Origin of the sequence: Glycomyces tenuis DSM 44171 (genome assembly GCF_000427885.1) — a bacterium.
Classification (GTDB): Bacteria; Actinomycetota; Actinomycetes; order Mycobacteriales; family Micromonosporaceae; genus Glycomyces; species Glycomyces tenuis.
Map to the genome: position 1 here is coordinate 87,130 of NZ_KE386601.1, position 21,912 is coordinate 109,041.

Consider the following 21,912-nt stretch of genomic DNA (forward strand, 5'->3'; position numbering starts at 1 on the left):
AGTGAACATCCACTCTGAACTCATGGGAGTGCGGAAGCAATACGGCGGCCGCCGGATCCTCGACGGCTTCGACCTGCGGATCCCCGCGGGGGAGATGATCGCCCTCACCGGTCCGAGCGGATCAGGGAAGTCCACTGTGCTCAACATGCTGGGCCTGCTGGACGCCCCCGACGGCGGCGAGGTCCGCATCCTCGGCGCCAAGGCGCCCAAGCCGCGCACCCGCGCCGCCAACCGCTTCCTGCGCCGCAGACTGGGGTACCTGTTCCAGAACTTCGCACTCATCGACAGCGAGACGGTCGCGCACAACCTCGAGATCGCCCTGACCTACGCCGACCGGGGGACGCCGAAGCGGCAGCGCATCGCCGAGGCCCTCGAGCAGGTCGGCCTCCCCGGATCCGAGCACCGCAGGGTCTACTCGCTCTCCGGCGGCGAGCAGCAGCGCGTCGCCGTGGCGCGGCTGCTGCTCAAACCCTGCGAGATCGTCCTCGCCGACGAGCCGACGGGCTCGCTGGACGCCGAGAACCGCGACGTCGTGCTCGGCCTCCTCCGCCGGATCAACAAGGCCGGCAAGACCATCGTCATCGCCACGCACGACGACGTCGTCGCCGGCGCCTGCTCGCGCGCGGTCGCCCTGACCGGGGCGGCCGGGACGCCGTGATCCCCGGCCGGGACGCGAAACGGCCCGGCGCCGTGCGCCGGGCCGCCGTGCGCTCGCCCTCCGTCGCCGAAGGCCGGAGGAGCCGCGCCTACTTCTTGCCCTGAGCCGCCACGGCCGCCGCCGCGGCCGCCGCGGCCTCGGGGTCGAGGTACCGGCCGCCGGGGACGGTCGGCTTGAGGCTCGTCTCGTCGAGCTCGTAGCGCAGCGGCATCCCGGTGGGGATGTTCAGGCCCACGATCTCCTCGTCGGAGACGCCGTCGAGGTGCTTGACCAGCGCGCGCAGCGAGTTGCCGTGCGCGGCGACGAGCACTGTCCTGCCGTCCTTGAGGTCGGGCACGATGCCGTCGTACCAGTACGGGAGCATCCGCTCGAGCACGTCCTTGAGGCACTCGGTCTGCGGCCGCACCTCGGGCGCGAGCAGGGCGTAGCGCGGATCGTCGGCCTGCGAGAACTCGGAGTCGGCGGCGATGGCGGGCGGCGGGGTGTCGTAGGAGCGGCGCCAGGTCATGAACTGCTCCTCGCCGAACTCCTCGCGGACCTGGGCCTTGTTCTTGCCCTGGAGCGCGCCGTAGTGGCGCTCGTTGAGCCGCCAGGACCGGCGCACGGGGATCCAGGAGCGGGCGGCCTCGTTCAGCGCCAGCTCGGCGGTGTTGATGGCGCGGCGCAGCAGGGAGGTGTGGACGACGTCGGGCAGCAGCTCGGCCTCGGCCAGCAGCCGCCCGCCGCGGCGGGCCTCGTCCTCGCCGGCGGCCGAGAGCTTGGCGTCGACCCAACCGGTGAACAGGTTCTTGGCGTTCCATTCGCTTTCGCCGTGGCGAAGCAGCACGAGAGTAGCGGTCATGCCCCTATCCTGCCGCCCCGCCGCAGGCAGCGGGGCCCCCTCGCCCGGACGATGTGGCCGAGGTCGCTCCGGGCCCGAGCGCGCCGAACCAGACACAGGCGCCCCCGGCCGACAGATCCGGTGATTAACGCCGTACGGATTGGGTATGCCTTCTACCGACGATTGCGGACAATCGGCCGCCACCCGACCGATCCACCCCCCGCAGTCACGAGATGAGGAGCCGACCATGGCCTGGCATCGAACCCGCTACTACCCGCTCGCGGTCCGCATCCTGACGGGCGTCCTCACCGCCATCGCGGTGATCATCCTCGTGTACCTCGTGCTGATCCTCCTGGAGGCCAACCCCGGCAACCCGCTGGTGGACTTCATCGGAGCGATCGCCGACTGGTTCGCCTGGCTGTTCCACGACATGTTCACAGCGGACAACGCGAAGCTCCAGGCGCTGATCAACTACGGTCTGGCCGCGCTGGCCTACCTCTTGGTCGGCGCGCTGGTCCACACGCTCGGCCGTCGCACGGTCGACTGAGAGGCCCCGAGGCGCCGGGTTCGGGGATCGGGCTCGGCGCCTCGGCTCATCGCTCCGCCCGAACGAGGGAACCGGAACCACGGGCACGTCGCCGAGACACTCCTCGACGCGTGCGCCGTTCCGCCGAACTCGGCAGATCAGATCTTGGTAGATCACATCTGCCAAGATGCCGTCTACACAGTCGCCGGAGGCGGGCGCCGCCGAGTGTCTTGGCAGGTCAACCTGCCCAAGCCCGGAGCAGGTCGTCCGGACCCCAGATCAGGTCCGCTTCGACTCCGTCCGCCACACCCGAGAGGCTGACGACGGCCAGACCGGTCTCACTCGGTACAACGCCGGGAACGTGAGCCGAGTCGACCACGAGCTTGTCGTAGTCCCGGCGGTCGAACGGCGTGCCCAGCCACTTGATGGAACCGGTGTAGAAGATCTGCTTGGCGACCCGCTCTCGGTCGGCGCCGACCAGGTCGATCTCGGGATTGAAATTTCGCGGCCACCAGCCTCCGACGCACATCGCCTCAGGCCAGGGGAACTCGTCATCGGCTTCTGCCATCAGCAACGCCTCACGCACCAGCGGTTCGACGGCGCGGCCTCTCCAACTCGACCATTGGCGACGGAACAGGTCGAATGCCAGGTCCGAACGACCTCTTCGGACTTCGGCGTGCATACGGGCGACGATGGAGAGATACAACCGCAGGTAACTGTCCGCCATGCGGTAGAGCCGACCGTCGTTGCCCGGCCGCGTGGAGAGCGGTTCGTCTGCCGCGACCACCTCCTTCTCGATCAGACGGTGCAGGATCGGTGTCAGAGAGCCGGAAGCGACGGGCGTATTCGGATCCGAACCGGCTGCGGTCGCGATGTTCTTGAAAGTTCGTGAACCGTGGCCGATCGCGGCGAGGACTCGCCGGGTCTGCTGCGGTGCGGGGAACTCAGAGGCGATCACCTCCGCGCCCACGGTGAACAGCGGGTTTCCGCGAATTCGCACTGGTCGGCGACGTACTCGGCTGCGGTCAGACCCGGAGCCCAGGTTCGGCACAGGCCGGGGAACCCGCCGGTGATGAGGTGCGCGTCCAGCGCGTCCGAGCCGGACAGGCCGGTGATCGTCGCCGTCTCGGCGGGATTGAGGGGCAGCACCGTCATCGAGGTCGCACGGCCGTAGAAGGGCCGGTCGTATCCGAGGAAGGTCTTCATCATGTGGAGGTCACTGCCGACGAGGAGCAGCAGCACGGGTTTCTTCCTGAGACGGCGGTCCCATTCGGTCTGAAGGACGCCTTCCAAGAGCCTGTCCTGCTCGATGAGCCACGGGACCTCGTCGATGACGAGGATCGAGGGGGAGTCGTCTGGAATGGCCGTCGACAGGAGCTTGAACGTCTCGTGCCAGTTACTCGGTCTGGCTCGCGGCAGGCCGTCGGCTCCGGGCAGCTCGGAGTCCCGGACGACATCGCGCAGGTCGATCATCGATTGCGCTGGGCTGCCGCCCTGGTCTGCCTGGAAGAAGGCGTAAGGAAGGCCCGAAGCCTGGCAGAAGTGCTCTACAAGACGTGACTTCCCCACCTGGCGACGACCTCGGATCGCCACTGACAGCCCTTCGCCGAAGCGTTCGATCTCCTCGAGCCGCCGCCTCAGGCTCCTGAGCTCCAGGCGACGACCGAAAAACGGACTTCTCTCCATCTGACTTCCTGACGTAGATCGTTTTGACGTAGAATTTCACTACGTAGAAATCATCTACGTAAAAGCGTTTTACATCAGAACGATCTACAGCAGAGACACCGATGCCCGAACGCATCAATCCCGCGGTCTGAGGTGCTCGAAGGCCTCCAGGTTCCGCGTCGACTCGCCCCTGGCCAGGCGCCAGCGCCACTCCTCGGTGATCGAAGTCGCGAACCCCAGCTCCAAGATCACGTTGAACGTCTCGTCCGCCGCCTCCAGCACCGCGCCCAGCACCCGGTCCAGCTCCTCGGGGTTCACCGACGCGAGCGGCAGCCGCCCCACCAGGTGGACGTCACCCGACTCGTCGATCGCGAACGACACGGCGTACAGCCTGCCGTTGCGGCGCAGCAGCTCGGCCCACACCGCCTCGGCGTTCTCCTCGGGACGCCGCGCCACGAACGCCTCCACGCGCAGCGCGTGGTCCTCGACCACCAGCGAGCACGGCGTCGCCAGCTTGCGCCGCCCCGGCAGCGTCAGCGCCACCGAGCGCGGCCCGTCGGCCCGGTACTCCAGGCCCATCTCGTCCAGAGCGGCGATGAGGTTCCCTGTCACCGTCTCAGCGTAAGCGCCGCGCGCCGCGCCTCAGCGGCACGGCAGTACGAGGCGCGGATCCCCGCCGCCGTCGCGCTCCACGAGAACGCCTCGGCGTGCGCCCTCGCGCCCGCCGCGAGCCGCCCGCGCAGCCCCGCGTCGCCCAGGACCCGGCCGAGCGAGGCGGCCCAGTCGTCGGCCGAATGCGAGTCGACCAGCAGCCCCGAGCGCCCCTCGGCCACGGCGGTCGGCAGCCCGCCGACGCGCGCGGCCAGCACCGGCGTCCCGCTCGCCTGCGCTTCGAGCGCCACCAGCCCGAACGACTCGTTGTAGCTCGGCACGGCCACCGCGTCGGCGGCCCGGTACACCTGCGCCAGGGCCTCGCCCGAGCGCGGCGTCCGCCACTGCGCCTGATCGCCCAGGCCCAGCTCCCACGCCAGCTTCGGCAGCCAGTACAGATCGGTGTTCGACGGCCCGCCCACGAACACCGGGACGATGCGCTCGGCCAGCGCCGGATCGGTCTCGCGCAGCCGCGCCAGGCCCCGCAGCAGCACGTCCGGCGCCTTCGCCGGCTGGATCCGGCCGACGAACGCCACCACCAGCGCGTCCGGCGGCAGACGCAGCGCCTCTCTGGCGGCCCGGCGGTCGCCGGGGGAGAAGACGTCCAGGTCCACGCCCGGATGCACGACCTCGATGCGCCCGTCCTCGGCCCGGTAGTGGTCCCGCAGCTCGGCGGCCTCGGCCGCCGTGTTGGCGATCAGGAGGTCGGCCTCGGAGGCGACCTGCTCCTCGCCGATCACGCGCGTGTGCGGCTCGGGGCTGTCGCCCTCGGCCAACTGCGCGTTCTTGACCTTCGCGAGGGTGTGGAAGGTCTGCACCAGCGGCACGCCCCACCGCTCGGCGGCCACCCACCCAGCCTGGCCCGACAGCCAGTAGTGGGCGTGGATGAGGTCGTAGTGCCCGGCGGGGCGGTGGGCCTCGGCGCGCAGCAGCCCGCCGGTGAAGGCGCACAGCTGCGTCGGCAGGTCGTTCTTCGACAGGCCCTCGAACGGCCCGGCGGGGAGGTGGTGGACGAGCACGCCGGGGGCGGCCTCGGCGGTGGGCGGCTCCTCGGAGCTGGTGGCGCGCGTGAAGATCTCGACCTCGACGCCGGAGCGGGCGAGTTCGGTGGCGGTGTTGAGGACGTAGACGTTCATGCCTCCGGCGTCGCCGGTGCCCGGTTGCGCGAGCGGGGAAGTGTGGACCGAGACCATCGCCACCCGCCGGATGCCCCGCTGACGGCATCGGGCTCGGAAGACCGGGGTTCGCCTGTGCTGCATGAATCGTCCTCTCCTGCATGTCGACCTTGCCGCGGCCCGCCGCTTCTCGTCCGACGCGCTTCGAGCGGGCCGTCGTCAGCACAACGCGCAGAGCCCTCGGAATCTTTCCGCCCGCCCGAAGCCCGCGAGCCGCAAGTCAACTCCGGCATGTCCGCCCCGGCAAGCGCCGTCCCCTCGGACGTGACGAAATCCGCAGGCCGCGTTCGCCCGAGCGGGCGATAAGCCAGAAATTTGTTCGCGACACGGGCCGCAATGAGGCCCGAATCCGGGCAAGTCGTCCATGATGGGGAGACTTGTCATCACGAGGGGGGAGACAACACCATGAGCACGGTCACCGTGCCAGCCGCCAGGCAGCCGACGATGTCGCCGGCGCCGAAGTTCGGCGCCGCGCACTCGCTGCGCCGCCTGCCCGTCCAGGAACGCAGCGCCGCCCGCGTCCGCAGGATGCTCGACGCCGCCGCCGACCTGATCGAGGAGGTCGGCTACGACCGCCTGTCGACCACGGCCATCGCCCAGCGAGCCGACGTCGCCATCGGATCGGTCTATCAGTTCTTCGGCGACAAGCGCTCACTCGCGGAAGCGCTCAGCCAGCGCTACATCGACCTGTACTTCGAGCGCCTCACCGCGCGGTTCGACGCCGAGCCGCCCGCCGACTGGCGGGCCGGAGTCGAGACCGCCGTCGGCGAGTACGCCCACCTGTACCGCACCGCACCGGGATTCAGGGTCCTGCACCTGGCCGACGCGATCGACCCCGGCCGCGCCGACGCCATCACCACCGGCGGCGACGTCATCGCCGAGCAGATCCTCGCCGGCCTGGAGCAGCGCTTCGGCCTCGGCGGGGACGCGCCGCTCTCCGAGACGGTCACCGTGGCCGTCGAGACCGGGCAGGCCCTGGTCCGCCTGGCGTTCCGCCGCGACCCGGAGGGCGACCCGGCGGCCATCGCCGAAGCCAACCGCGTCGTCTGCGACTACCTGGCCCGCCGCCTGTCGTAGAGCACTCACTCGGACCGCGCCGAGCAACGGGACCGCACCGGGCCGACTAGTCTTCTCTTAGTCGGCCCGGTGCGGTCCCGCCGGTCCCGGCCGACTCACCGCGACCGGCGCGATCCCCGCGGGTCCAGAACACGGCCGACCCGACGCGGCCTGGCGAACGTTGAGGAGTGGCATGGCGAACACGACCGCCGATCTCAAGACGGTGCTGAAGATCCGACCGTTCAGGCGGCTGTGGACCGTGCTCGGCCTGGCCTCCTTCGGCGACTGGCTCGCCATCTTCGCCACCGCGGGCTTCGCCCAGTCCCTGTTCGACGACCCCGCCGCCAAAGGCGCGGCCTTCTCGGCGACCATCGTCCTGCGCCTGCTCCCCTCGCTCATCCTCGGCCCCGTCGCGGGCGTCTTCGCCGACCGCTTCGACCGCCGCAAGACCATGGCCGCCTGCGACACCGCCCGCTTCCTCCTGATCGCCTCGGTCCCCACCGTCTACCTCGTCACCGACTCCACGGCCATCACCGTCGCCTGGCTCGCGATCGCCCAGCTCCTCATCGAAGGGGCCGTTCTGATCTGGTCGCCCGCCAAGGAGGCCGCCGTCCCGAACCTCCTGCCGCCCCAGCAGTACGAGGCCGCCAACCAGCTCAGCCTCGCCACCACCTACGGCCTCGCCCCGCCCCTGGCCTTCGCGGTCCTCGCCGGCCTCGAACGCGGCACCAACGTCTGGGCCAACCTCGGCCCCTGGGCCGAGCCGATGGTCCTGGCCCTGTACCTCACCGCGGCCATGTTCGCCATCCTCGCCGCCACCGTCTACTTCCTCATCCCCCAGATCTCCGGCCGCGACGGCGCGAAGGCCAAGACCGGCTCGATGTGGGCCGACTTCGTCGAAGGCTGGACCTACCTGCGGGGCCGCGAACGCGTCCGCGGCCTCGTCCTCGGCATGCTCGGCGCGTTCAGCGGCGCGGGCATCCTCATCGGCGTCGGCACCTTCTACGCCGCCGACATCGGCGCCGGCGACGCCGCCTTCTACCTCCTGGCCGTCTTCCTGTTCCTCGGCCTGGGCATCGGCATCGGGCTGGGGCCCAAGCTCGTCCGCGAGCTCTCCCGCCTGCGCTGGTTCGGCATGAGCATCGTCCTGGCGGGCGTCGGCCTCGCCCTGGACGCCGTCGCGCCCTGGCTGTGGGTCGCCCTGGTCAGCTCCGTGGTCATCGGCCTCGGCGCGGGCATGGCGTTCCTGGCCGGGATCACCCTCCTCCAGCGGGAGGTCGAGGACGACATCCGCGGCCGCATGTTCGCCTTCATCGCCGTCTCGGCCCGCGTCATCCTCATGGTCTCCATGACCGCCGCCGCGCCGCTCGCCGGCTGGCACGCCGCCCGCCAGCTCGACCTCGGCTTCACCGTCGTCCAGGTCTCCATGGCCCGCGTGCTCCTGTTCGTCGCCGCCGTCCTCGTCGCCTGGCTCGGCGTCGCCGCCTTCCGCCGCATGGACGACAAGCCCGGCGTGCCCGTCCTCGCCGACCTCTGGTCCTCCCTGCGCGGCCGCCCCCTCAGCGCCGCCGTCCCCACCGACAGCAAGGGCTTCTTCGTCGTCTTCGAAGGCGGCGAAGGCGCCGGCAAGTCCACCCAGTCGGTCAAACTCGCCGCCTGGCTCAAGCTCCGCGGCTACGAGGCCGTCCTCACCCGCGAGCCCGGCGCCACCGACATCGGCATGCGCATCCGGACCCTCCTGCTCGACTCCGGAGGCGAGTCCGCCCCCGCGCCGCGCGCCGAGGCCCTCCTGTACGCCGCCGACCGCGCCCAGCACGTCGACAAGGTCATCCGGCCCGCCCTCGAACGCGGCGCCGTCGTCGTCTCCGACCGCTATGTCGACTCCTCCATCGCCTACCAGGGCTCGGGACGCAGCCTGGGCCGGGACGAGGTCGCGTGGGTCTCGAAGTGGGCCACCGGCGGGCTCAAACCCGACCTGACCGTCGTGCTCGACGTCGAACCCGAGGCCGGCCTGGCCCGCGCCAAGGGCGGCGGCGAAGGCGACCGCCTCGAACAGGAAGACCTGCTGTTCCACGAGCGCGTCCGCCAGACCTTCCTCGACCTCGCCGACAAGGACCCGGGGCGCTACCTCGTCATCCCCGCGGGCGGCACCCCCGACGAGATCGCCGCGGCCGTCCGCGACGCCGTCGCCGAACGCCTCGACATCCGCACCGAGGCCTCCCGCACCGAGACCCGCTGGCCCGGACTCGACGCCGACGGCGCCGAAGGCGCCCCGTGGGCCAGCGTCGCCGAAGAGGCCGGTCGGCCGTGAACGGCGCGGGAGGCGTCTTCGACGAACTGGTCGGCCAGTCCGAAGCCCAGCGCGTCCTCTCCGAAGCCGCCCGCGGCCTCGGCATGACCCACGCGTGGCTGTTCACCGGCCCGCCCGGCTCCGGCCGCTCCACCGCCGCCGTCGCCTTCGCCGCCGCCCTCCAATGCGACGACGGCGGCTGCGGCGAGTGCCACAGCTGCCGCACCGTCCTCGGCGGCACCCACCCCGACGTCACCCGCGTCATCCCCGAGGGCCTGTCCCTCGGCGTCGACCAGGTCCGCACGCTGATCCTGGAGGCCGGGCGCGCGCCCACCTCCGGCCACTGGCAGATCCTCATCGTCGAAGACGCCGACCGCCTCACCGAGGCCGCCGCGAACGCCCTGCTCAAAGCCGTCGAAGAACCCCCGGCGCGGACCGCGTTCCTGCTGTGCGCGCCCTCGACGAACCCCGCCGAGGTCTCGGTGACGATCCGCTCCCGCTGCCGCGTCCTGGTGCTGCGGCAGCCGCCGCCCGGCGCGATCGCCGAGCTCCTGGTCGCCCGCGACGGGCTCGACCGGCGCGAGGCCGAGCTGTACGCCGCCGCCGCCCAAGGCCACGTCGGGCGCGCCAGGCGCCTCGCCACCGACGCCGACGCCCGCGTCAGGCGCCACGATGTCCTCCAGATCCCCAGGCGCCTGACCGGCCTGGGCGCCTGCTTCACCGCCGCCGTCGAACTCATCGAGGCCGCCGAGGCCGAGGCCGCCGGCACCTACACCGAGCGCTCGGCCGCCGAGAAGGAGGCGTTGGAGACCGCGCTCGGCAAGGGCGGCACCGGCAAAGGCGCCTCGAAGGCCGCCCGCGGCTCCGCCGCGGCCATGAAGGAGCTCGAGAAGCGCCAGAAGACCCGCGACACGCGCGCCCAGCGCGACTCGCTCGACCGCGCTCTGGTCGACCTCGCCGCGTTCTACCGCGACGCGCTCGCCGCGGGCTTCGGGGCGCGCGTCCCGCCGATCCACCCCGACATGGCCGAGACCACCAGGGCCGCCGCCGGGAAGCTCAGCGCCGAGTCGCTGCTGCGCCGCATCGACGCGATCCTGGAGTGCCGCAAGGCCATCGAGGCGAACGTGCGCCCGCGCATCGCCGTGGAGGCGATGATGACGAAGCTCTGGCAGGTCTAGGACCCGAACTCGGAGGACCGTCTTCCCGTCGGGCTGCTCCAGGCCATCGAGTTGAACATGTTCAAAAATGAGGTATGCTCGATCCCAGGTCCGGCGCAGTCCGAAGCCCCGACACGAAGGGAACCCCCATGCCACGCGTTCATCGCCGGTCGCCGTTCGGCCCGCTCGCCGCCGCAGTCCTCATGACCGCCCTGGCGGCCTGTGTTCCCGAGGTCGAGAGCGCCGCGGACCTCGCGGGCACCTTCGCGGACGGCGACGGGGACACGATCACCCTGCGATCCGACGGCACGGGAACCATGACCGCCGTCGAGACGGACCGCCCCGAGCGGGAAGGCACCTGGAACCTCGTCACGAGCGACCACGCCGACGACTTCATCGACTTCACCTACGACGAGCCCGTGGACCGCATGGGCAACATCCAGATCTGGTTCGACTCCGCCGACCGGCTCTACCTGATGCCGGACGGCCCCGACGGCCCGAACCGGCATTACTTCGAGCGCACCTAGCCGAGCGGGCCTCCCGAGCCGTCGGACCGCGACGTCACAGCGGTGCGCACCTCTCAGGCGGCGCCCTACTGCGTCCACAGGTGGTGGATGAACGCGTCGATCGGCTTCGGCGGCTGCCCGGTGCGCCGCCACCGGTACCACGCGGCCTCCTCGACCACCCGGACGCAGAAGTCGCCGTCGATCTCGAACGGCTCCGAGACGCAGCGGTAGTCGTCGCGGAACTCCCCGCCCCGCCAGTACCAGACCCGCTGCCCCACCAGCCCCGGCACGTCCGAGGCCGGGAACGGCCTGCGCACCGGCGGCGCGTCCGGGTCGGTCAGCCGGTCGATGAGGTAGCCCGGCGGCGGCGTCGAGGTCTCCGGGTTCGACTCGGGCCGCTGCACCCACACGTCCTCGGCCGGCACGAGCGTCGCGTAGGCGTCCCCGTCGCCGTCCACGGCCCGGTAGTAGTCGGCCTCGGTGATCAGCGGGACCAGCAGCGTCCCCTCGCGTGTCACGGGGTCGTCCGCCCGCAGGTCGAACTGCCAGCCGATGCCCGCCGCACCGCACACCACCCGCGCCGAGTGCATGTCGAACACGCGCACCGCCGGCACCGGGACCAGTACGGGCGGCGGATCGGGGACGTCGAAGGCGTTGTCGGCGATTCCCACCCGCACACTCCAGGCAAATCAGACAATCGATCAGGCAAGCCCGCCCGCAAGCGGGTTTGAACCAGGATAGGCGGTTGGCACACTCTGGGGATTCACGGCCGGTGCGGCTGCCATAGAGTTCTACTCACAAGCACGGAACACTGCTCCGAACACTGAACCGAAAGAGGATGGAACCATGAGCGAGTACGACGACACCAGCGTCGAAGAAGACGTCGCGGGCACCGAAGAGGACTACGCCGCCGAGGACGACTACACCTCCGAGACCACCACCGAGGTCTTCGACATCGACGGTGATGGGGTCGAGGACTCCACCTTCACCGCCGACGGCAACACCTACGTCGACGCCAACTACGACGGCGTCGCGGACGGCGTCGCGGTGGACACCGACGGCGACGGCGTCTCCGACGAGCTGCACCTCGACATGGACGGCAACGGCACCTTCGAGTCGCAGGCCTTCGACACCGACGGTGACACCTACATCGACGAGATCGCCTCCGACACCTCCGGTGACGGCGTCGTCGACCAGGTCAGCTCGGACACCAACGCCGACGGCTACATCGACACGGTCGCCTCCGACACCGACGGCGACGGCTACACCGACACCGTCATCGTCGACGCCAACGGCGACGGCTTCGTCGACGAGGTCAGCATCGACTCGGACGGCGACGGCTACGCCAACACCGTCATGACCGACACCGACGGCGACGGCTACCTCGACCAGGTCGAGACCACGCCCGAGGCCTACAACCCGAACCCGGGCACCGAGGACGCGCCGTCCGGCACCGACGGCAACTTCCAGTCCTCGACCGGCGAGGTTCTCTAACGCCGGGCGCCCGGTGTCCGGGCGCTTCGGTAACCCTGGGACTCGCGAAAGAACCGAGAATCGAAAAGGCCGGATGCGAACGCATCCGGCCTTTTCGCTCGTCCATGACCATTCGCCGCCGATGCCGCTCCACCCAGCGGCGGCCGCGTCCGCGGCCCCGCTCAGCCGGTGCCGCGCAGCAGCGACATCGCCTCGGCCCTCGTCCTCGCGTCGGACTGGAGGATGCCCCGCACCGCCGAGGTGATCGTCGTCGAACCCTGTTTTCGGATGCCGCGCATCGACATGCACGTGTGCTCGCACTCCACGACGACGATGACGCCGCTCGCCTCCAGGGACTTGTACAGCTGGTCGGCGATCTGGCTCGTCAGCCGCTCCTGCACCTGCGGGCGCCTGGAGTACACCTCGACCAGCCGCGCCAGCTTCGACAGGCCCGCCACCCGCCCGGCCGAGCCGGGGATGTAGCCGACGTGGGCGACGCCGGTGAACGGCAGCAGATGGTGCTCGCAGAACGACTGCACCTCGATGTCGCGCACCAGCACCAATTCGTTGTGGTCCTCGTCGAACGAGGCCTTCAGCACCTGCTCGGGATCCACCCGGAGCCCGGCGAACAACTCGGCGTACGCGCGCGCCACGCGCCGAGGGGTCTCCTTCAGGCCCTCCCGCTCGGGGTCCTCGCCCACCGCGAAGAGGATCTCGCGGACGGCGGCCTCGATCCGAGGCAGGTCGACCGCGTCCTCCACCGGACTCCCGTTGATGCGGCCGTCGAGCAGGCGGGCGGCCAGAGTGTCGAGTTCAGCCATCGCACAAGCCTACGACGACGGCTCGTATTGCTTCGGTTTCATGATCCGAGCCTACGAGCCGGGACCGACATCCGCTCGACTTCGAGCGCGGCCTGTGAGGACCGCCCCATCCGCTCCGCGGCGGAAGGCCTCAGGACGAGGGCTGCTCGAGCTCCTCGCCGGACGAGTCGGCGACGGGCCGCGAGCCGTTCGGCGAGGACACCGGCGGCTGGCCCGAGGGCCTGCGGCTCGACGTCCCGTTGAACGGCGACATCGGCGGGCGCTTCTCGACCCGCTCGGCGATCCGCGAGAGGTCCTCCTGCGTGAGCGTCTCCTTCTCGAGCAGCTCCACGACCATCTGGTCCAGCACGTCGCGGTACTCGGTGAGGATCGCGTACGCCTCGTCGTGGGCGATCTCGATCAGCGCCCTGACCTCCGCGTCGATCGTGGCGGCGATCTCGTTGGAGTAGTCGCGCGCGTGGCCGTACTCCTTGCCCAGGAACGGCTCGGAGTCGGCCGAGCCGTACTTGACCGCGCCCAGCTTCGCGGACATGCCGTACTCGGTGACCATCGCGCGGGCCACCTTCGTGGCCTTCTCGATGTCGTTCTGCGCGCCCGTGGTCGGGTCGTGGTAGACCAGCTCCTCGGCGGCGCGCCCGCCCAGGGCGTACGCGAGGGTGTCGATCATCTCCGAGCGCGACTGCGAGTACTTGTCCTCGGTCGGCAGCACCAGCGTGTGCCCGAGGCTGCGCCCGCGCGGCAGGATCGTCAGCTTGTGCACCGGGGCCGCGTGCGGCAGCGCCCACGCCACCAGGGCGTGCCCGCCCTCGTGGTAGGCGGTCATCTTCTTCTCTTCCTCGCCCATGACCCGGCCCTTGCGCTCGGGCCCGGCGATGACGCGGTCGATGGCCTCCTCGAGCGCGTCGTTCGAGATGGCCTTCTCGTTGCGGCGGGCGGTCAGCAGCGCGGCCTCGTTGATGACGTTCTCGAGGTCGGCGCCGGAGAAGCCGGGCGTGCGGCGCGCGATCGTCTCGAACTCGACGTCGGGGACGAACGGCTTGCCCTTGGCGTGCACCGACAGGATCGCGGTGCGCCCGTCCTTGTCGGGGGCGTCGACGGGGATCTGGCGGTCGAAGCGGCCCGGGCGCAGCAGCGCCGGGTCGAGGATGTCGGGGCGGTTCGTCGCGGCGATGAGGATGACCCCGCCGCGGGTGTCGAAGCCGTCCATCTCGACCAGCAGCTGGTTGAGCGTCTGCTCGCGCTCGTCGTGGCCGCCGCCCATGCCGGCGCCCCTGTGGCGGCCGACGGCGTCGATCTCGTCGACGAACACGATCGCGGGCGCGTTCTCCTTGGCCTGCGTGAACAGGTCCCGCACGCGGGAGGCGCCGACGCCGACGAACATCTCGACGAAGTCCGAGCCGGAGATGGAGTAGAACGGCACGCCCGCCTCGCCGGCGACGGCGCGGGCCAGCAGCGTCTTGCCGGTGCCGGGAGGGCCGAACAGCAGCACGCCCTTGGGGATCTTGGCGCCCAGCTCCTGGTACTTCTTGGGGTCCTCGAGGAAGTCCTTGATCTCGCGGAGCTCCTCGACGGCCTCGTCGGAGCCGGCCACGTCGTCGAAAGTGGTCTTCGGGGTGTCCTTGGAGACCATCTTGGCCTTGGACTTGCCGAAGTTGAGGACCCGCGAGCCGCCGCCCTGCATCTGTGACATGAAGAACAGCAGCAGGAGAACGATGAGGACGATCGGCAGCATGCTCAGCAGGAACGAGACGAACACCGAGGTCTCGTTGACCTCGGTGTCGAAGTCGACGTTCCCCTCGTCGAGGGCCTGCGCGACCGTCTCGGGCATCCCGGCCGGCACGTACGCCTCGACCATGCTGCCGTCGGTCAGCGTGACCTGGACCAGCTGCTCCTTGTCGAGGATGTTCGCCTCCTCGACCTCGCCGGCGGCGATGTGGTCGAGGACCTCGGAAGTGGTGGCCTCCTCATAATCGGAGCCGCCGGAGAAGAAGGTGCCGATCAGGACCGCGATCACTGCGATGAGCAGGATCCAGACCAACGGCCTCCGGAAAAACCGCTTCCGCTCAGGTGTGGGCTTCCCGGCGTCGACCACTCGCTTCCTCCTGCGTTCATCGCGACTCGCTGCGGGTCCGCCAGCCGAATCCATGGCTCGCGGGTGTCGCCAGGCCCGGCGATTCAACGGGTGCAGTCTTCGCCGATCTGCCGACAATTCGAAAGTACACGGCACAGGCGTGAAACGTTCGCTCCGCTACCGTCGACTGCCGCGCATTGTGATCAGTAATTCCTACCACGCCCGTGTGGACTGCGCCCACCCAAGCCAGCGTCGGCGAGAGCCGGGTGGCACTCTTGAGACATGACGTCGGAGCTAGCCAGCCCAGCATCAGTACCGTCCGCGGCGGCCGAGGACGCGGTGTTCGACCCGGACTCGTGGTACGCCGATGAGATCGAGCGCACCATCATCACCGAGGACGAGATCCGTTCCAAGGTCGCGGAACTGGCCGATCAGGTCTCGCGCGACTTCGCCGACAGCGCCGCCGCGACCGGCGACGAGCTCCTGCTCGTGGGGGTGTTCAAGGGGGCGGTCATGTTCATGGCCGACTTCGCCAGGGCGCTCACCGTCCCGGTGAAGATGGAGTTCATGGCCCTGTCCTCCTACGGGAACTCGACCAGTTCCTCGGGGACGGTGCGGATCCTCAAGGACATCGACTCGGACGTGACCGGCAAGCACATCGTCGTCGTCGAGGACATCATCGACTCGGGGCTGACGCTGTCGTGGCTGCTCAAGTACCTCGAGGGCCTGAACCCGGCCTCGGTGCGGGTGGTCGCCATGCTCCGCAAGCCGGGCATGCAGCGCGCCGACATCCCGGTCTCCTACCTCGGCTTCGACATCCCGAACGAGTTCGTCGTCGGCTACGGCCTCGACTACGCCGAGCGCTACCGCGAGCTGCCGTTCATCGGGGTCCTCAAACCGGAGATCTACCAGAAACCCTAGTGTCGCCCCAGCTCAGGCGGGCCGGGCGGCGGTGATCCTGCCTCGTTCGCGGCGCACTTCGACGCCGCCCGGCAGGAACGTCGGCCCTTGGCCGTGCCAGGCGGCCACGAGCGCTTCGACCGCGTCGAGGTGGTGGTGATTGAGGTCCGCGCCGTTCACTCCCAGCTGAAAAATCCATGTCCTGACCACCCGCTGCCGGATCGGCGCGGGCAGCGCGGCAAGCGGTTCGACGAGCAGCGCGCCGCCGTCGGCGCACGAGTCGGCCACGGCGGCGGCCTCGGCGTCGAGGTGGTCGGTGTCGGCGGCCACGAGCGCGGCGGTGCGCGCCAGGTTCGCCACGATGTCGTCGCCGAGCGTCTCGGTGAGGACGCCCATGGCGCCCCGCAGCGCCGAGCGGCGGAAGCGCGGGTCGGCGTTGTGCGGGTCGGTCCACGGTTTGAGGCCGCGCTCCTCGCACGCGGCGTGGGTGTCGTCGCGGCCGATGCCCAGCAGCGGGCGCCGGTAGCGTCCGCGCACCGCCCGCATCCCGGCGATGCCGCGTGGCCCGGCGCCGCGGGTGAGCGCCAGCAGCACCGTCTCGGCCTGGTCGTCGCGGGTGTGCCCGAGCAGGACCGCCTTGGCGCCGTGCCGCTCGGCCGCCCAGTCCAGCGCCGCGTACCGCGCCTCCCTGGCCGCCGCCTCCGGCCCGCCCGAGCCCAGGACCTGCACGGTCGCGGCCTCCGACGGGTCGAGCCCGATGCCGAGGCCCCATTCGGCGAGCTCGGCGGCGCGTTCGGCCGAGCCGTCCTGGAGGCCGTGGTCGACGGTGACGAGCCCGGCGCGCAGTCCCGCGCGCGGGGCGCAGAAGGCGAGGGTGTCGGCCAGGGCCATGGAGTCGGGGCCGCCCGAGCAGGCGACGAGCACCAGCGAGCCGCGGGGGAGGTCGTCCAGGCAGTCGCGGACGGCGACGCGCAGCCGCGCGAGCGATCCGGGCAGCCTAGCCATGCCCGATCGCCGCGGACGGGCCGTTCAGGACCCGCGCGACCCAGGTCTCGGGCCGTTCGATCTCGGTTTCGGTCGGCAGGTTCTCGGGGGAGTCCCACACGCGGCTGAAGCCGGTGACGCCGTGGTCGGCGACGATCTGGTCGACGAAGCGCCGCCCGGCCGCGTACTGGCGCATCTTGGCGTCCAGTCCGAGGAGCTGGCGCAGGAAGCGCTGGATGGCGCTGGGGTGCGCGCGGCGGCGGTCGAAGCGGCGGCGCAGCAGCGCGACGTGCTCGATGTGGGTGCGGCCGACGCCGTCCATGACGGACTCGGCGTGTCCCTCCAGGAGGGTCATGAGCGCCTGGATCTGCGTGATCGCCTCGCGCTGTTCGGGGCTGGTCATGGCGGCCATGACATCCGCGCCGGGCAGCTCGCCGACCGGCGGTTCGCCGGAGGCCTCCTCGCGGGCGGCGTTCAGGGCCCGCCGCACGGCCCGGCCGAGCTGCGAGGCCGAGGACTCCTCTGGTTCGGCGGCGTCGAAGAAGGTGCGGATGAGGCCGTGGAAGTGGTCTCTCATCCACGGCACCGCGGTGAACTGCGTGAGGTGCGCGGCTTCGTGGACGGCGATCCACAGCCGGAACTCTCTGGTGGGGAGCCGAAGGCGCCGTTCGACGTCGACGATGTTGGGGGCGACGAACAGGAGCCGGCCGGAGTCGGTGGAGAAGGTCTCGAACTGGCCGAGGACGCGGGAGGACAGGAACGCGAGGACGGCTCCGGCCTGGACGCCGGTGACCTTGGCTGCGGCGCCGAGCTGGCGCGCGGGGTCGGCGTCGGCCTCGGCGGCGCCCAGCTCGTTGAGCAGGCGCCTGAGTCCGGCGATGTTGACATGGCTCCAGCGGACGCGGTCGACGACGTCGATGGGCGCCTCGACGGCGGGGGTGAGTCCGGTGTAGTCGGTGACGAGCTCGGTGGCGGTGCGCGCGTGGCGGTGCAGGTCGGCGACGACGTCGAGGGCCCCTTCGGGGCTCATGCTGGGGCCGCCGCGGGTGAAGGCGCGTGAACACGAGGCCGCGGTGCGCCAGTCGATGGACGGCAGCATCGGATTGCTCACGGGCGGTGCCATCGGTCCAGCCTATCCAGAGTGCAGTCGGCTCGCCACTCTCATCCGCGGACTCGGCGGTGTCCCCGAGTCGCCGCAAAGGAATTCATGTATCGAAGTTCTTGAAATTCATGACGTGATGATGTTACGTTCTTGTTCAATCGGCAAAATCTTGCGCGATCTACCGCAAGATCTTCCCAAGGAGCAACGATGCCTCACGTCACGCCCCACCGAAACGCACCGCGCGGCAGAGCGACGGCCGCCGTCGGCGCCGTCCTCCTCGCGGCCGCCGCCGCGGCCTTCGCCGCGGCCTTCGCCGCGGCCTTCGCCGCGGCCGGACCGACCGCGCACGGCGACCAGACCGCGCCCCAGACCGCGCCGCAAGCCGCACCCGCCGCCGCACTGAGCGGCGGCGACTCGATCCTCAACATGTTCGATTGACATCCTCCCCGGTCTAAAATCCGGGGATTCCAACTTGCTGTAAGTTGAGGTTCACGGACGCTCGACCGCTGACGCGGTGTCGCCCCTCCGACATGTCCTGCCGCGACGTTCAAGCTTGCGTTGGTATCAGCGTTGCAGGTGAAACCGCAGGACGAACAGACGAACTCGGCTTGGCTCTTGCGCGAGTGCTTGTCGATCCATCCGCAGACACTACATCGCAGACTGGTGTACGGCGCCGGCACGTCCTCGACGCGGCTGAGGGCTTTCTGGGCAGTGCGCTGCCGCAGTGCGCCCCACCCTTGGGCGAGGATCGCCCGATTCAGCCCGGACTTCTGAGCGATGTTCCGGCCCGGCTGCTTGGCCGTGCCTTTAGCAGAGGCGGTCATGTTCGTGATGTTGAGCTTCTCGAACCGGATCACATCGAACGACTCGGCGAGCATCGTGCTGGTTTTCTCGACCCAGTCCTTACGCCGATTCACCTCGGCCGTTTTGATCTTCGCGGCTTTGGCGTACTCGGCGGCCTTCCGAACCGAGTCTTTCGGTGCTTTCGCGGCGCGGCGCTGGTGCTTCCGGTACCGCGCCAGCTCCTTGGGGCTGAGCTGCGGGCAGTTGAGGGTGCGGCCGTCCGAGAGTGCGGCGGTGATTCTCACGCCACGGTCGACCCCGACGACCGCGCCGGTGCCCGGCGCTGGTTTCGGATCAGGGATGATCGCGAACGCCGTATGCCACTGCCCCCTCCGGTAGGTGACACGGAACGTCTTCGCCTCCGGGAGCCGCTGTTTGCGGCCGATGCGGAACCGGACCGGGCCGCACCCGGGGATACTTACCCGGGCCCAGCGACGGTTCAGCCGCTCGACCCGGACCGAGCGGGACATGACCTGCCTGCCCTTGGCGTTCAGCTTCGGCGACCCGTCGGATTCGAACGCGGGGACCCGCTCAGTGCCGATAACCCGGAAACCCTCATGCCGGTACCGTTTCCGCCATGTCGGTTCGCCGAACCCGGAGGCGAACCGACGCGATACGGCTTGGTCGAAATCGCGCAGTGCCTGCTGTTGGATCTCCGCGTTGCCCTCGCGCAGCCATGTGAACTCGGCGCGGGCCTCGGTCAACTGCCGGGTGAGTTCGACGTACTGGGGCGTCGGGCCTTTATGTCGAGCCCGGTAGGAGCGCTGCTCGACCGCAAGGTTCCAGACGTACCGAGCGTGCGCGCAGTGCCGCAGCATCTGCTGCTCCTGGGCGGGCGTAGGGTACATCCGAAACCTTGACATGGTCCCATAATAGCATAGTATTGAGACCATGAAGCATGTGAACCTGAGGCTGCCTGACGATCTGCACGAACTTGCTAAACGGGCGGCGGAGGCGGATGACCGCTCACTGAACTCATGGATCATCGCGACGATCAGACGCGCGACCGGCTCCGAACGCGGTCAATCCCCGAAGGATTAACCGCTTTCTCCGACCTACCCTGCAGGACGTTCGGCCTGCGCCTCGGCCCCGCGGCGAATACGCGAACACGGTCGCCGCCTGGGAGTCCGGCGCGAACCGCACCGTGACCGTCCCGACCGAAGGCTGCGCCACCGTCGAGGACACCTGGCGCTGACCCGGCCCCGGCCGTTCTCACCCGGGGGCGGCCGGGCGCCTCAGCACCCGCACAGCGAGACCGCCGTCGTCACCTCGTCCATCGCCGCCTCCACATCGCGCGGGTTCGCGCTCCCGTTGCTGATCATCGAGAACACGATCAACCGGCCCTCGTCGGTGGTGACCGAGCCGGTCAGCGACGACACGCCCGTGAGCGTCCCCGTCTTCGCGCGCACCACGCCCTCGCCCTCCTCTGCCGTGCTGAAGCGCTCGGCGAGCGAGCCCGACCAGCCGGCCACCGGCAGCGATTGGAACACCGAACTGGCCTGCGACGACGCCGCCGCCGTCATGAGCTGCGCGAACGCCGTGGCCGTGAGGCGGTTCGCCGGGGACATGCCCGAGCCGTCGTTGAGGACCAGGCCCGTCGTGTCCACGCCCAGCGACTCCAGCGTCGCCATGTGGGCCTGCCCGATCGCGCCCCACGTCATCTCGCCCTCCACGGCCAGCGCCGTCTGGAACGCCACCGCGTCGGCCAGCTCGTTGTCCGAGGTCAGGACCAGGAAGTCCACCAGCGAGGCCATCGGCTCGGAGTAGACCGTCGCCAGCTCCGCGGCGCCCTCCTCGGCCGTCCCCTCGGCGACCTGGCCGGCGCCGAGCAGCCCCGCGAAGACCTCCGCCGCGTACAGCGCCGGGTCCTGGTGGTGCGGCGTGTAGTGCACCGTGTTGTCGATCCGGCCGCCGTCGAGCATGATCGGCGCGGCCGGGGCGGTGTAGAGGTTCAGGTCCGACATCGGCACGCCGGGGGCGTTGACCGTGTCGGTGAAGAGGCTCGTGTCCAGGTAGACCGTGCTCGGCGCGATGCCGTCGCGGGCGGCCAGGACCGCCTCGGCCAGCTCGGTCAGGCTCGCGCCCGTCCCGTAGTAGCCCTCGCCGTCGACGGTCATGGCGACGTCCCCGCCCGCCACGAGCACCACCGAGTCCTCGTCGGGGCCCTCGACCACCGTCGTCGGGATCCGGTACTCCGCGCCCAGGTGTTCGAAGGCGGCGACGCCCGTCACGACCTTCATGGAGGAGGCCGGTGTCATCGGCGTCGTGCCCGCCTGCTCGTAGAGGATCTCGCCGGTCAGGGCGTCGGCGAACACCGCCGACAGGTTCCCCGAGAACCGCGGGTCGGCCAGCAGCTCGGGCAGCGCCGAGGCCAGGTCGGGGACCGGCGCGCTCTCGTCCGCCGAGGCCAGGACCCGGGGCGGCTCGGCCGGCGGGTACGCCTCCGGGGCGGTGAAGGCCCCGGTCTGAGGCTCTGTCAACGCCTGGAGCGCCCACACCGCGCCTCCCATGGCCGCCACGGCGACGACGAGGAGCGACAAAGCCCACACCAGGACGGTCCGTCGGCGTTTGCGGGGGGCGTCGGGGGGTGATTCCTCAGGTCGACCGTGTGGCGTAGTACTCGCGACTTCGGGGTCGGCGTTGTCACTGCGGGCCATGCACAGAGACTAGGCCATCAAGAGCACTGGAATCACGCCTGGAGGAGAGTCGGCCGATGGAGTTCGACGTGACGGTGGAGATCCCGAAAGGGAGCGCCAACAAGTACGAAATCGACCACAAGACCGGACGGATCCGCCTGGACCGGACCCTGTTCACCGCGACGGTGTACCCGGCCGACTACGGTTTCATCGACGACACGCTCGGCCAGGACGGCGACCCGCTCGACGCGCTGGTGATCGTCGAGCCGACGTTCCCCGGCTGCGTGATCCGCGCGCGGGCGATCGGGATGTTCCGCATGCGGGACGAGAAGGGCGTGGACGACAAGGTGCTGTGCGTCCCGGCCGAGGACCCGCGCAAGGACAAGTACAGGGACATCGCCGACGTGCCGGAGTTCGACCGCCTGGAGATCCAGCACTTCTTCACGGTCTACAAGGACCTGGAGCCGGGCAAGAGCGTCGAGGGCGCCACCTGGACCGGCCGCGCCGAGGCCGAGGAGGAGGTGCGCCGCTCGTTCGAGCGCGCCAAGGACGCCGGGTACTACGACCACTAGTCGGCG

22 protein-coding genes are annotated in these 21,912 nt (G+C 70.2%); 10 read left to right on the plus strand and 12 right to left on the minus strand.

Annotated elements, in window-relative coordinates:
* Position 1: 1 nt before the first annotated feature.
* Complete coding sequence (locus YWW_RS0125670) at positions 2 to 658, plus strand: ABC transporter ATP-binding protein (RefSeq protein ID WP_026932314.1); 657 nt, start codon at positions 2 to 4, stop codon at positions 656 to 658.
* Between the two features lie 88 nt (positions 659 to 746).
* Here the strand turns inward: YWW_RS0125670 and YWW_RS0125680 are convergent, their stop codons facing one another.
* Positions 747 to 1,499 carry a phosphoglyceromutase gene (locus YWW_RS0125680; protein ID WP_026932315.1) on the minus strand — a complete coding sequence of 251 codons (753 nt, stop codon included), beginning with the start codon at positions 1,497 to 1,499 and terminating at the stop codon, positions 747 to 749.
* A gap of 226 nt (positions 1,500 to 1,725) precedes the next feature.
* Between YWW_RS0125680 and YWW_RS33160 the strand changes: the two genes are divergently transcribed.
* On the plus strand, positions 1,726 to 2,025 hold the full coding sequence (locus YWW_RS33160) for a hypothetical protein (RefSeq protein WP_051326326.1): 300 nt from the start codon (positions 1,726 to 1,728) through the stop codon (positions 2,023 to 2,025).
* Positions 2,026 to 2,242: 217 nt separating this feature from the next.
* Here the strand turns inward: YWW_RS33160 and YWW_RS37090 are convergent, their stop codons facing one another.
* The 4 genes from YWW_RS37090 to mshA form a co-directional block, all read right to left on the minus strand.
* Positions 2,243 to 3,004, minus strand: coding sequence for a DUF234 domain-containing protein (locus tag YWW_RS37090; RefSeq protein WP_211228699.1), 762 nt, complete (start codon positions 3,002 to 3,004; stop codon positions 2,243 to 2,245).
* The gene (locus tag YWW_RS37095; RefSeq protein ID WP_211228700.1) at positions 2,959 to 3,477 is read right to left on the minus strand and encodes an AAA family ATPase; all 519 of its coding nucleotides are present in this window, start codon (positions 3,475 to 3,477) and stop codon (positions 2,959 to 2,961) included. The genes YWW_RS37090 and YWW_RS37095 overlap by 46 nt, the downstream gene beginning before the upstream one ends.
* 327 nt (positions 3,478 to 3,804) lie before the next feature.
* A complete protein-coding gene (locus YWW_RS0125695) occupies positions 3,805 to 4,281 on the minus strand; it encodes a type III secretion system chaperone family protein (protein ID WP_026932316.1) in 477 nt (158 codons plus the stop codon).
* Positions 4,278 to 5,579, minus strand: coding sequence for a D-inositol-3-phosphate glycosyltransferase (gene mshA, locus YWW_RS0125700; RefSeq protein ID WP_051326327.1), 1,302 nt, complete (start codon positions 5,577 to 5,579; stop codon positions 4,278 to 4,280). Before mshA ends, YWW_RS0125695 begins: the two co-directional genes overlap by 4 nt.
* Positions 5,580 to 5,900: 321 nt before the next feature.
* Here mshA and YWW_RS0125705 point away from each other — a divergent pair, with 321 nt between their 5' ends.
* The 4 genes from YWW_RS0125705 (at position 5,901) to YWW_RS0125720 (ending at position 10,525) form a co-directional block, all read left to right on the plus strand.
* The gene (locus tag YWW_RS0125705; RefSeq protein ID WP_162146008.1) at positions 5,901 to 6,572 is read left to right on the plus strand and encodes a TetR/AcrR family transcriptional regulator; all 672 of its coding nucleotides are present in this window, start codon (positions 5,901 to 5,903) and stop codon (positions 6,570 to 6,572) included.
* Positions 6,573 to 6,744: 172 nt separating this feature from the next.
* The gene (gene tmk, locus YWW_RS33170) at positions 6,745 to 8,862 is read left to right on the plus strand and encodes a dTMP kinase (protein WP_051326328.1); all 2,118 of its coding nucleotides are present in this window, start codon (positions 6,745 to 6,747) and stop codon (positions 8,860 to 8,862) included.
* Entirely contained in the window at positions 8,826 to 10,019 is a 1,194-nt protein-coding gene (locus YWW_RS0125715; protein ID WP_425402714.1) for a DNA polymerase III subunit delta', read from the plus strand. The genes tmk and YWW_RS0125715 overlap by 37 nt, the downstream gene beginning before the upstream one ends.
* Before the next feature lie 128 nt (positions 10,020 to 10,147).
* Entirely contained in the window at positions 10,148 to 10,525 is a 378-nt protein-coding gene (locus YWW_RS0125720) for a hypothetical protein (RefSeq protein WP_026932320.1), read from the plus strand.
* A 65-nt stretch (positions 10,526 to 10,590) separates the two neighbouring features.
* On the opposite strand, the gene YWW_RS0125725 is transcribed toward YWW_RS0125720, so the two are convergent.
* Entirely contained in the window at positions 10,591 to 11,175 is a 585-nt protein-coding gene (locus YWW_RS0125725; RefSeq protein ID WP_026932321.1) for a hypothetical protein, read from the minus strand.
* A 175-nt stretch (positions 11,176 to 11,350) separates the two neighbouring features.
* Here YWW_RS0125725 and YWW_RS37100 point away from each other — a divergent pair, with 175 nt between their 5' ends.
* Entirely contained in the window at positions 11,351 to 11,998 is a 648-nt protein-coding gene (locus YWW_RS37100; RefSeq protein WP_211228701.1) for a hypothetical protein, read from the plus strand.
* Positions 11,999 to 12,159: 161 nt separating this feature from the next.
* Here the strand turns inward: YWW_RS37100 and folE are convergent, their stop codons facing one another.
* Complete coding sequence (gene folE, locus YWW_RS0125735; RefSeq protein WP_026932322.1) at positions 12,160 to 12,798, minus strand: GTP cyclohydrolase I FolE; 639 nt, start codon at positions 12,796 to 12,798, stop codon at positions 12,160 to 12,162.
* Between the two features lie 130 nt (positions 12,799 to 12,928).
* Complete coding sequence (gene ftsH / locus YWW_RS0125740; RefSeq protein ID WP_281171026.1) at positions 12,929 to 14,836, minus strand: ATP-dependent zinc metalloprotease FtsH; 1,908 nt, start codon at positions 14,834 to 14,836, stop codon at positions 12,929 to 12,931.
* Between the two features lie 315 nt (positions 14,837 to 15,151).
* Here ftsH and hpt point away from each other — a divergent pair, with 315 nt between their 5' ends.
* Positions 15,152 to 15,790 (plus strand): hypoxanthine phosphoribosyltransferase, encoded by a 639-nt coding sequence (hpt, locus tag YWW_RS0125745; RefSeq protein WP_081687780.1) that lies wholly within the window; start codon positions 15,152 to 15,154, stop codon positions 15,788 to 15,790.
* Positions 15,791 to 15,802: 12 nt separating this feature from the next.
* Here the strand turns inward: hpt and tilS are convergent, their stop codons facing one another.
* The 3 genes from tilS to YWW_RS35535 all read right to left on the minus strand — a co-directional run bounded on the left by tilS (position 15,803) and on the right by YWW_RS35535 (position 19,516).
* Positions 15,803 to 16,774, minus strand: coding sequence for a tRNA lysidine(34) synthetase TilS (gene tilS, locus YWW_RS0125750; protein ID WP_026932325.1), 972 nt, complete (start codon positions 16,772 to 16,774; stop codon positions 15,803 to 15,805).
* Positions 16,767 to 17,876: a zinc-dependent metalloprotease gene (locus YWW_RS0125755; protein ID WP_081687781.1), complete on the minus strand. Its 1,110-nt coding sequence runs from the start codon at positions 17,874 to 17,876 to the stop codon at positions 16,767 to 16,769. The genes tilS and YWW_RS0125755 overlap by 8 nt, the downstream gene beginning before the upstream one ends.
* Positions 17,877 to 18,067: 191 nt before the next feature.
* Positions 18,068 to 19,516 carry an RNA-guided endonuclease InsQ/TnpB family protein gene (locus tag YWW_RS35535; RefSeq protein ID WP_211228702.1) on the minus strand — a complete coding sequence of 483 codons (1,449 nt, stop codon included), beginning with the start codon at positions 19,514 to 19,516 and terminating at the stop codon, positions 18,068 to 18,070.
* 73 nt (positions 19,517 to 19,589) lie between these two features.
* On the opposite strand from YWW_RS35535, the gene YWW_RS35540 reads away from it, so the two are divergent.
* The gene (locus YWW_RS35540; RefSeq protein WP_155830411.1) at positions 19,590 to 19,739 is read left to right on the plus strand and encodes a YlcI/YnfO family protein; all 150 of its coding nucleotides are present in this window, start codon (positions 19,590 to 19,592) and stop codon (positions 19,737 to 19,739) included.
* Between the two features lie 194 nt (positions 19,740 to 19,933).
* Here YWW_RS35540 and dacB read toward each other — a convergent pair whose 3' ends face one another.
* A complete protein-coding gene (gene dacB, locus YWW_RS0125770) occupies positions 19,934 to 21,355 on the minus strand; it encodes a D-alanyl-D-alanine carboxypeptidase/D-alanyl-D-alanine endopeptidase (RefSeq protein ID WP_155830412.1) in 1,422 nt (473 codons plus the stop codon).
* Between the two features lie 56 nt (positions 21,356 to 21,411).
* Between dacB and YWW_RS0125775 the strand changes: the two genes are divergently transcribed.
* Positions 21,412 to 21,906 carry an inorganic diphosphatase gene (locus YWW_RS0125775; RefSeq protein WP_026932330.1) on the plus strand — a complete coding sequence of 165 codons (495 nt, stop codon included), beginning with the start codon at positions 21,412 to 21,414 and terminating at the stop codon, positions 21,904 to 21,906.
* Positions 21,907 to 21,912: the final 6 nt, after the last annotated feature.

Coding starts and splice junctions, on each gene's coding strand:
- YWW_RS0125680 (WP_026932315.1), bottom strand. CDS start 1,499: ATGACCGCTACTCTCGTGCTGCTTCGCCACGGCGAAAGCGAATGGAAC.
- YWW_RS33160 (WP_051326326.1), top strand. CDS start 1,726: ATGGCCTGGCATCGAACCCGCTACTACCCGCTCGCGGTCCGCATCCTG.
- YWW_RS37095 (WP_211228700.1), bottom strand. CDS start 3,477: ATGATCGACCTGCGCGATGTCGTCCGGGACTCCGAGCTGCCCGGAGCC.
- mshA (WP_051326327.1), bottom strand. CDS start 5,579: ATGCAGCACAGGCGAACCCCGGTCTTCCGAGCCCGATGCCGTCAGCGG.
- YWW_RS0125705 (WP_162146008.1), top strand. CDS start 5,901: ATGAGCACGGTCACCGTGCCAGCCGCCAGGCAGCCGACGATGTCGCCG.
- tmk (WP_051326328.1), top strand. CDS start 6,745: ATGGCGAACACGACCGCCGATCTCAAGACGGTGCTGAAGATCCGACCG.
- YWW_RS0125720 (WP_026932320.1), top strand. CDS start 10,148: ATGCCACGCGTTCATCGCCGGTCGCCGTTCGGCCCGCTCGCCGCCGCA.
- YWW_RS37100 (WP_211228701.1), top strand. CDS start 11,351: ATGAGCGAGTACGACGACACCAGCGTCGAAGAAGACGTCGCGGGCACC.
- folE (WP_026932322.1), bottom strand. CDS start 12,798: ATGGCTGAACTCGACACTCTGGCCGCCCGCCTGCTCGACGGCCGCATC.
- hpt (WP_081687780.1), top strand. CDS start 15,152: ATGACGTCGGAGCTAGCCAGCCCAGCATCAGTACCGTCCGCGGCGGCC.
- tilS (WP_026932325.1), bottom strand. CDS start 16,774: ATGGCTAGGCTGCCCGGATCGCTCGCGCGGCTGCGCGTCGCCGTCCGC.
- YWW_RS0125755 (WP_081687781.1), bottom strand. CDS start 17,876: ATGGCACCGCCCGTGAGCAATCCGATGCTGCCGTCCATCGACTGGCGC.
- YWW_RS35535 (WP_211228702.1), bottom strand. CDS start 19,516: ATGCTGCGGCACTGCGCGCACGCTCGGTACGTCTGGAACCTTGCGGTC.
- YWW_RS35540 (WP_155830411.1), top strand. CDS start 19,590: ATGAAGCATGTGAACCTGAGGCTGCCTGACGATCTGCACGAACTTGCT.
- dacB (WP_155830412.1), bottom strand. CDS start 21,355: ATGGCCCGCAGTGACAACGCCGACCCCGAAGTCGCGAGTACTACGCCA.
- YWW_RS0125775 (WP_026932330.1), top strand. CDS start 21,412: ATGGAGTTCGACGTGACGGTGGAGATCCCGAAAGGGAGCGCCAACAAG.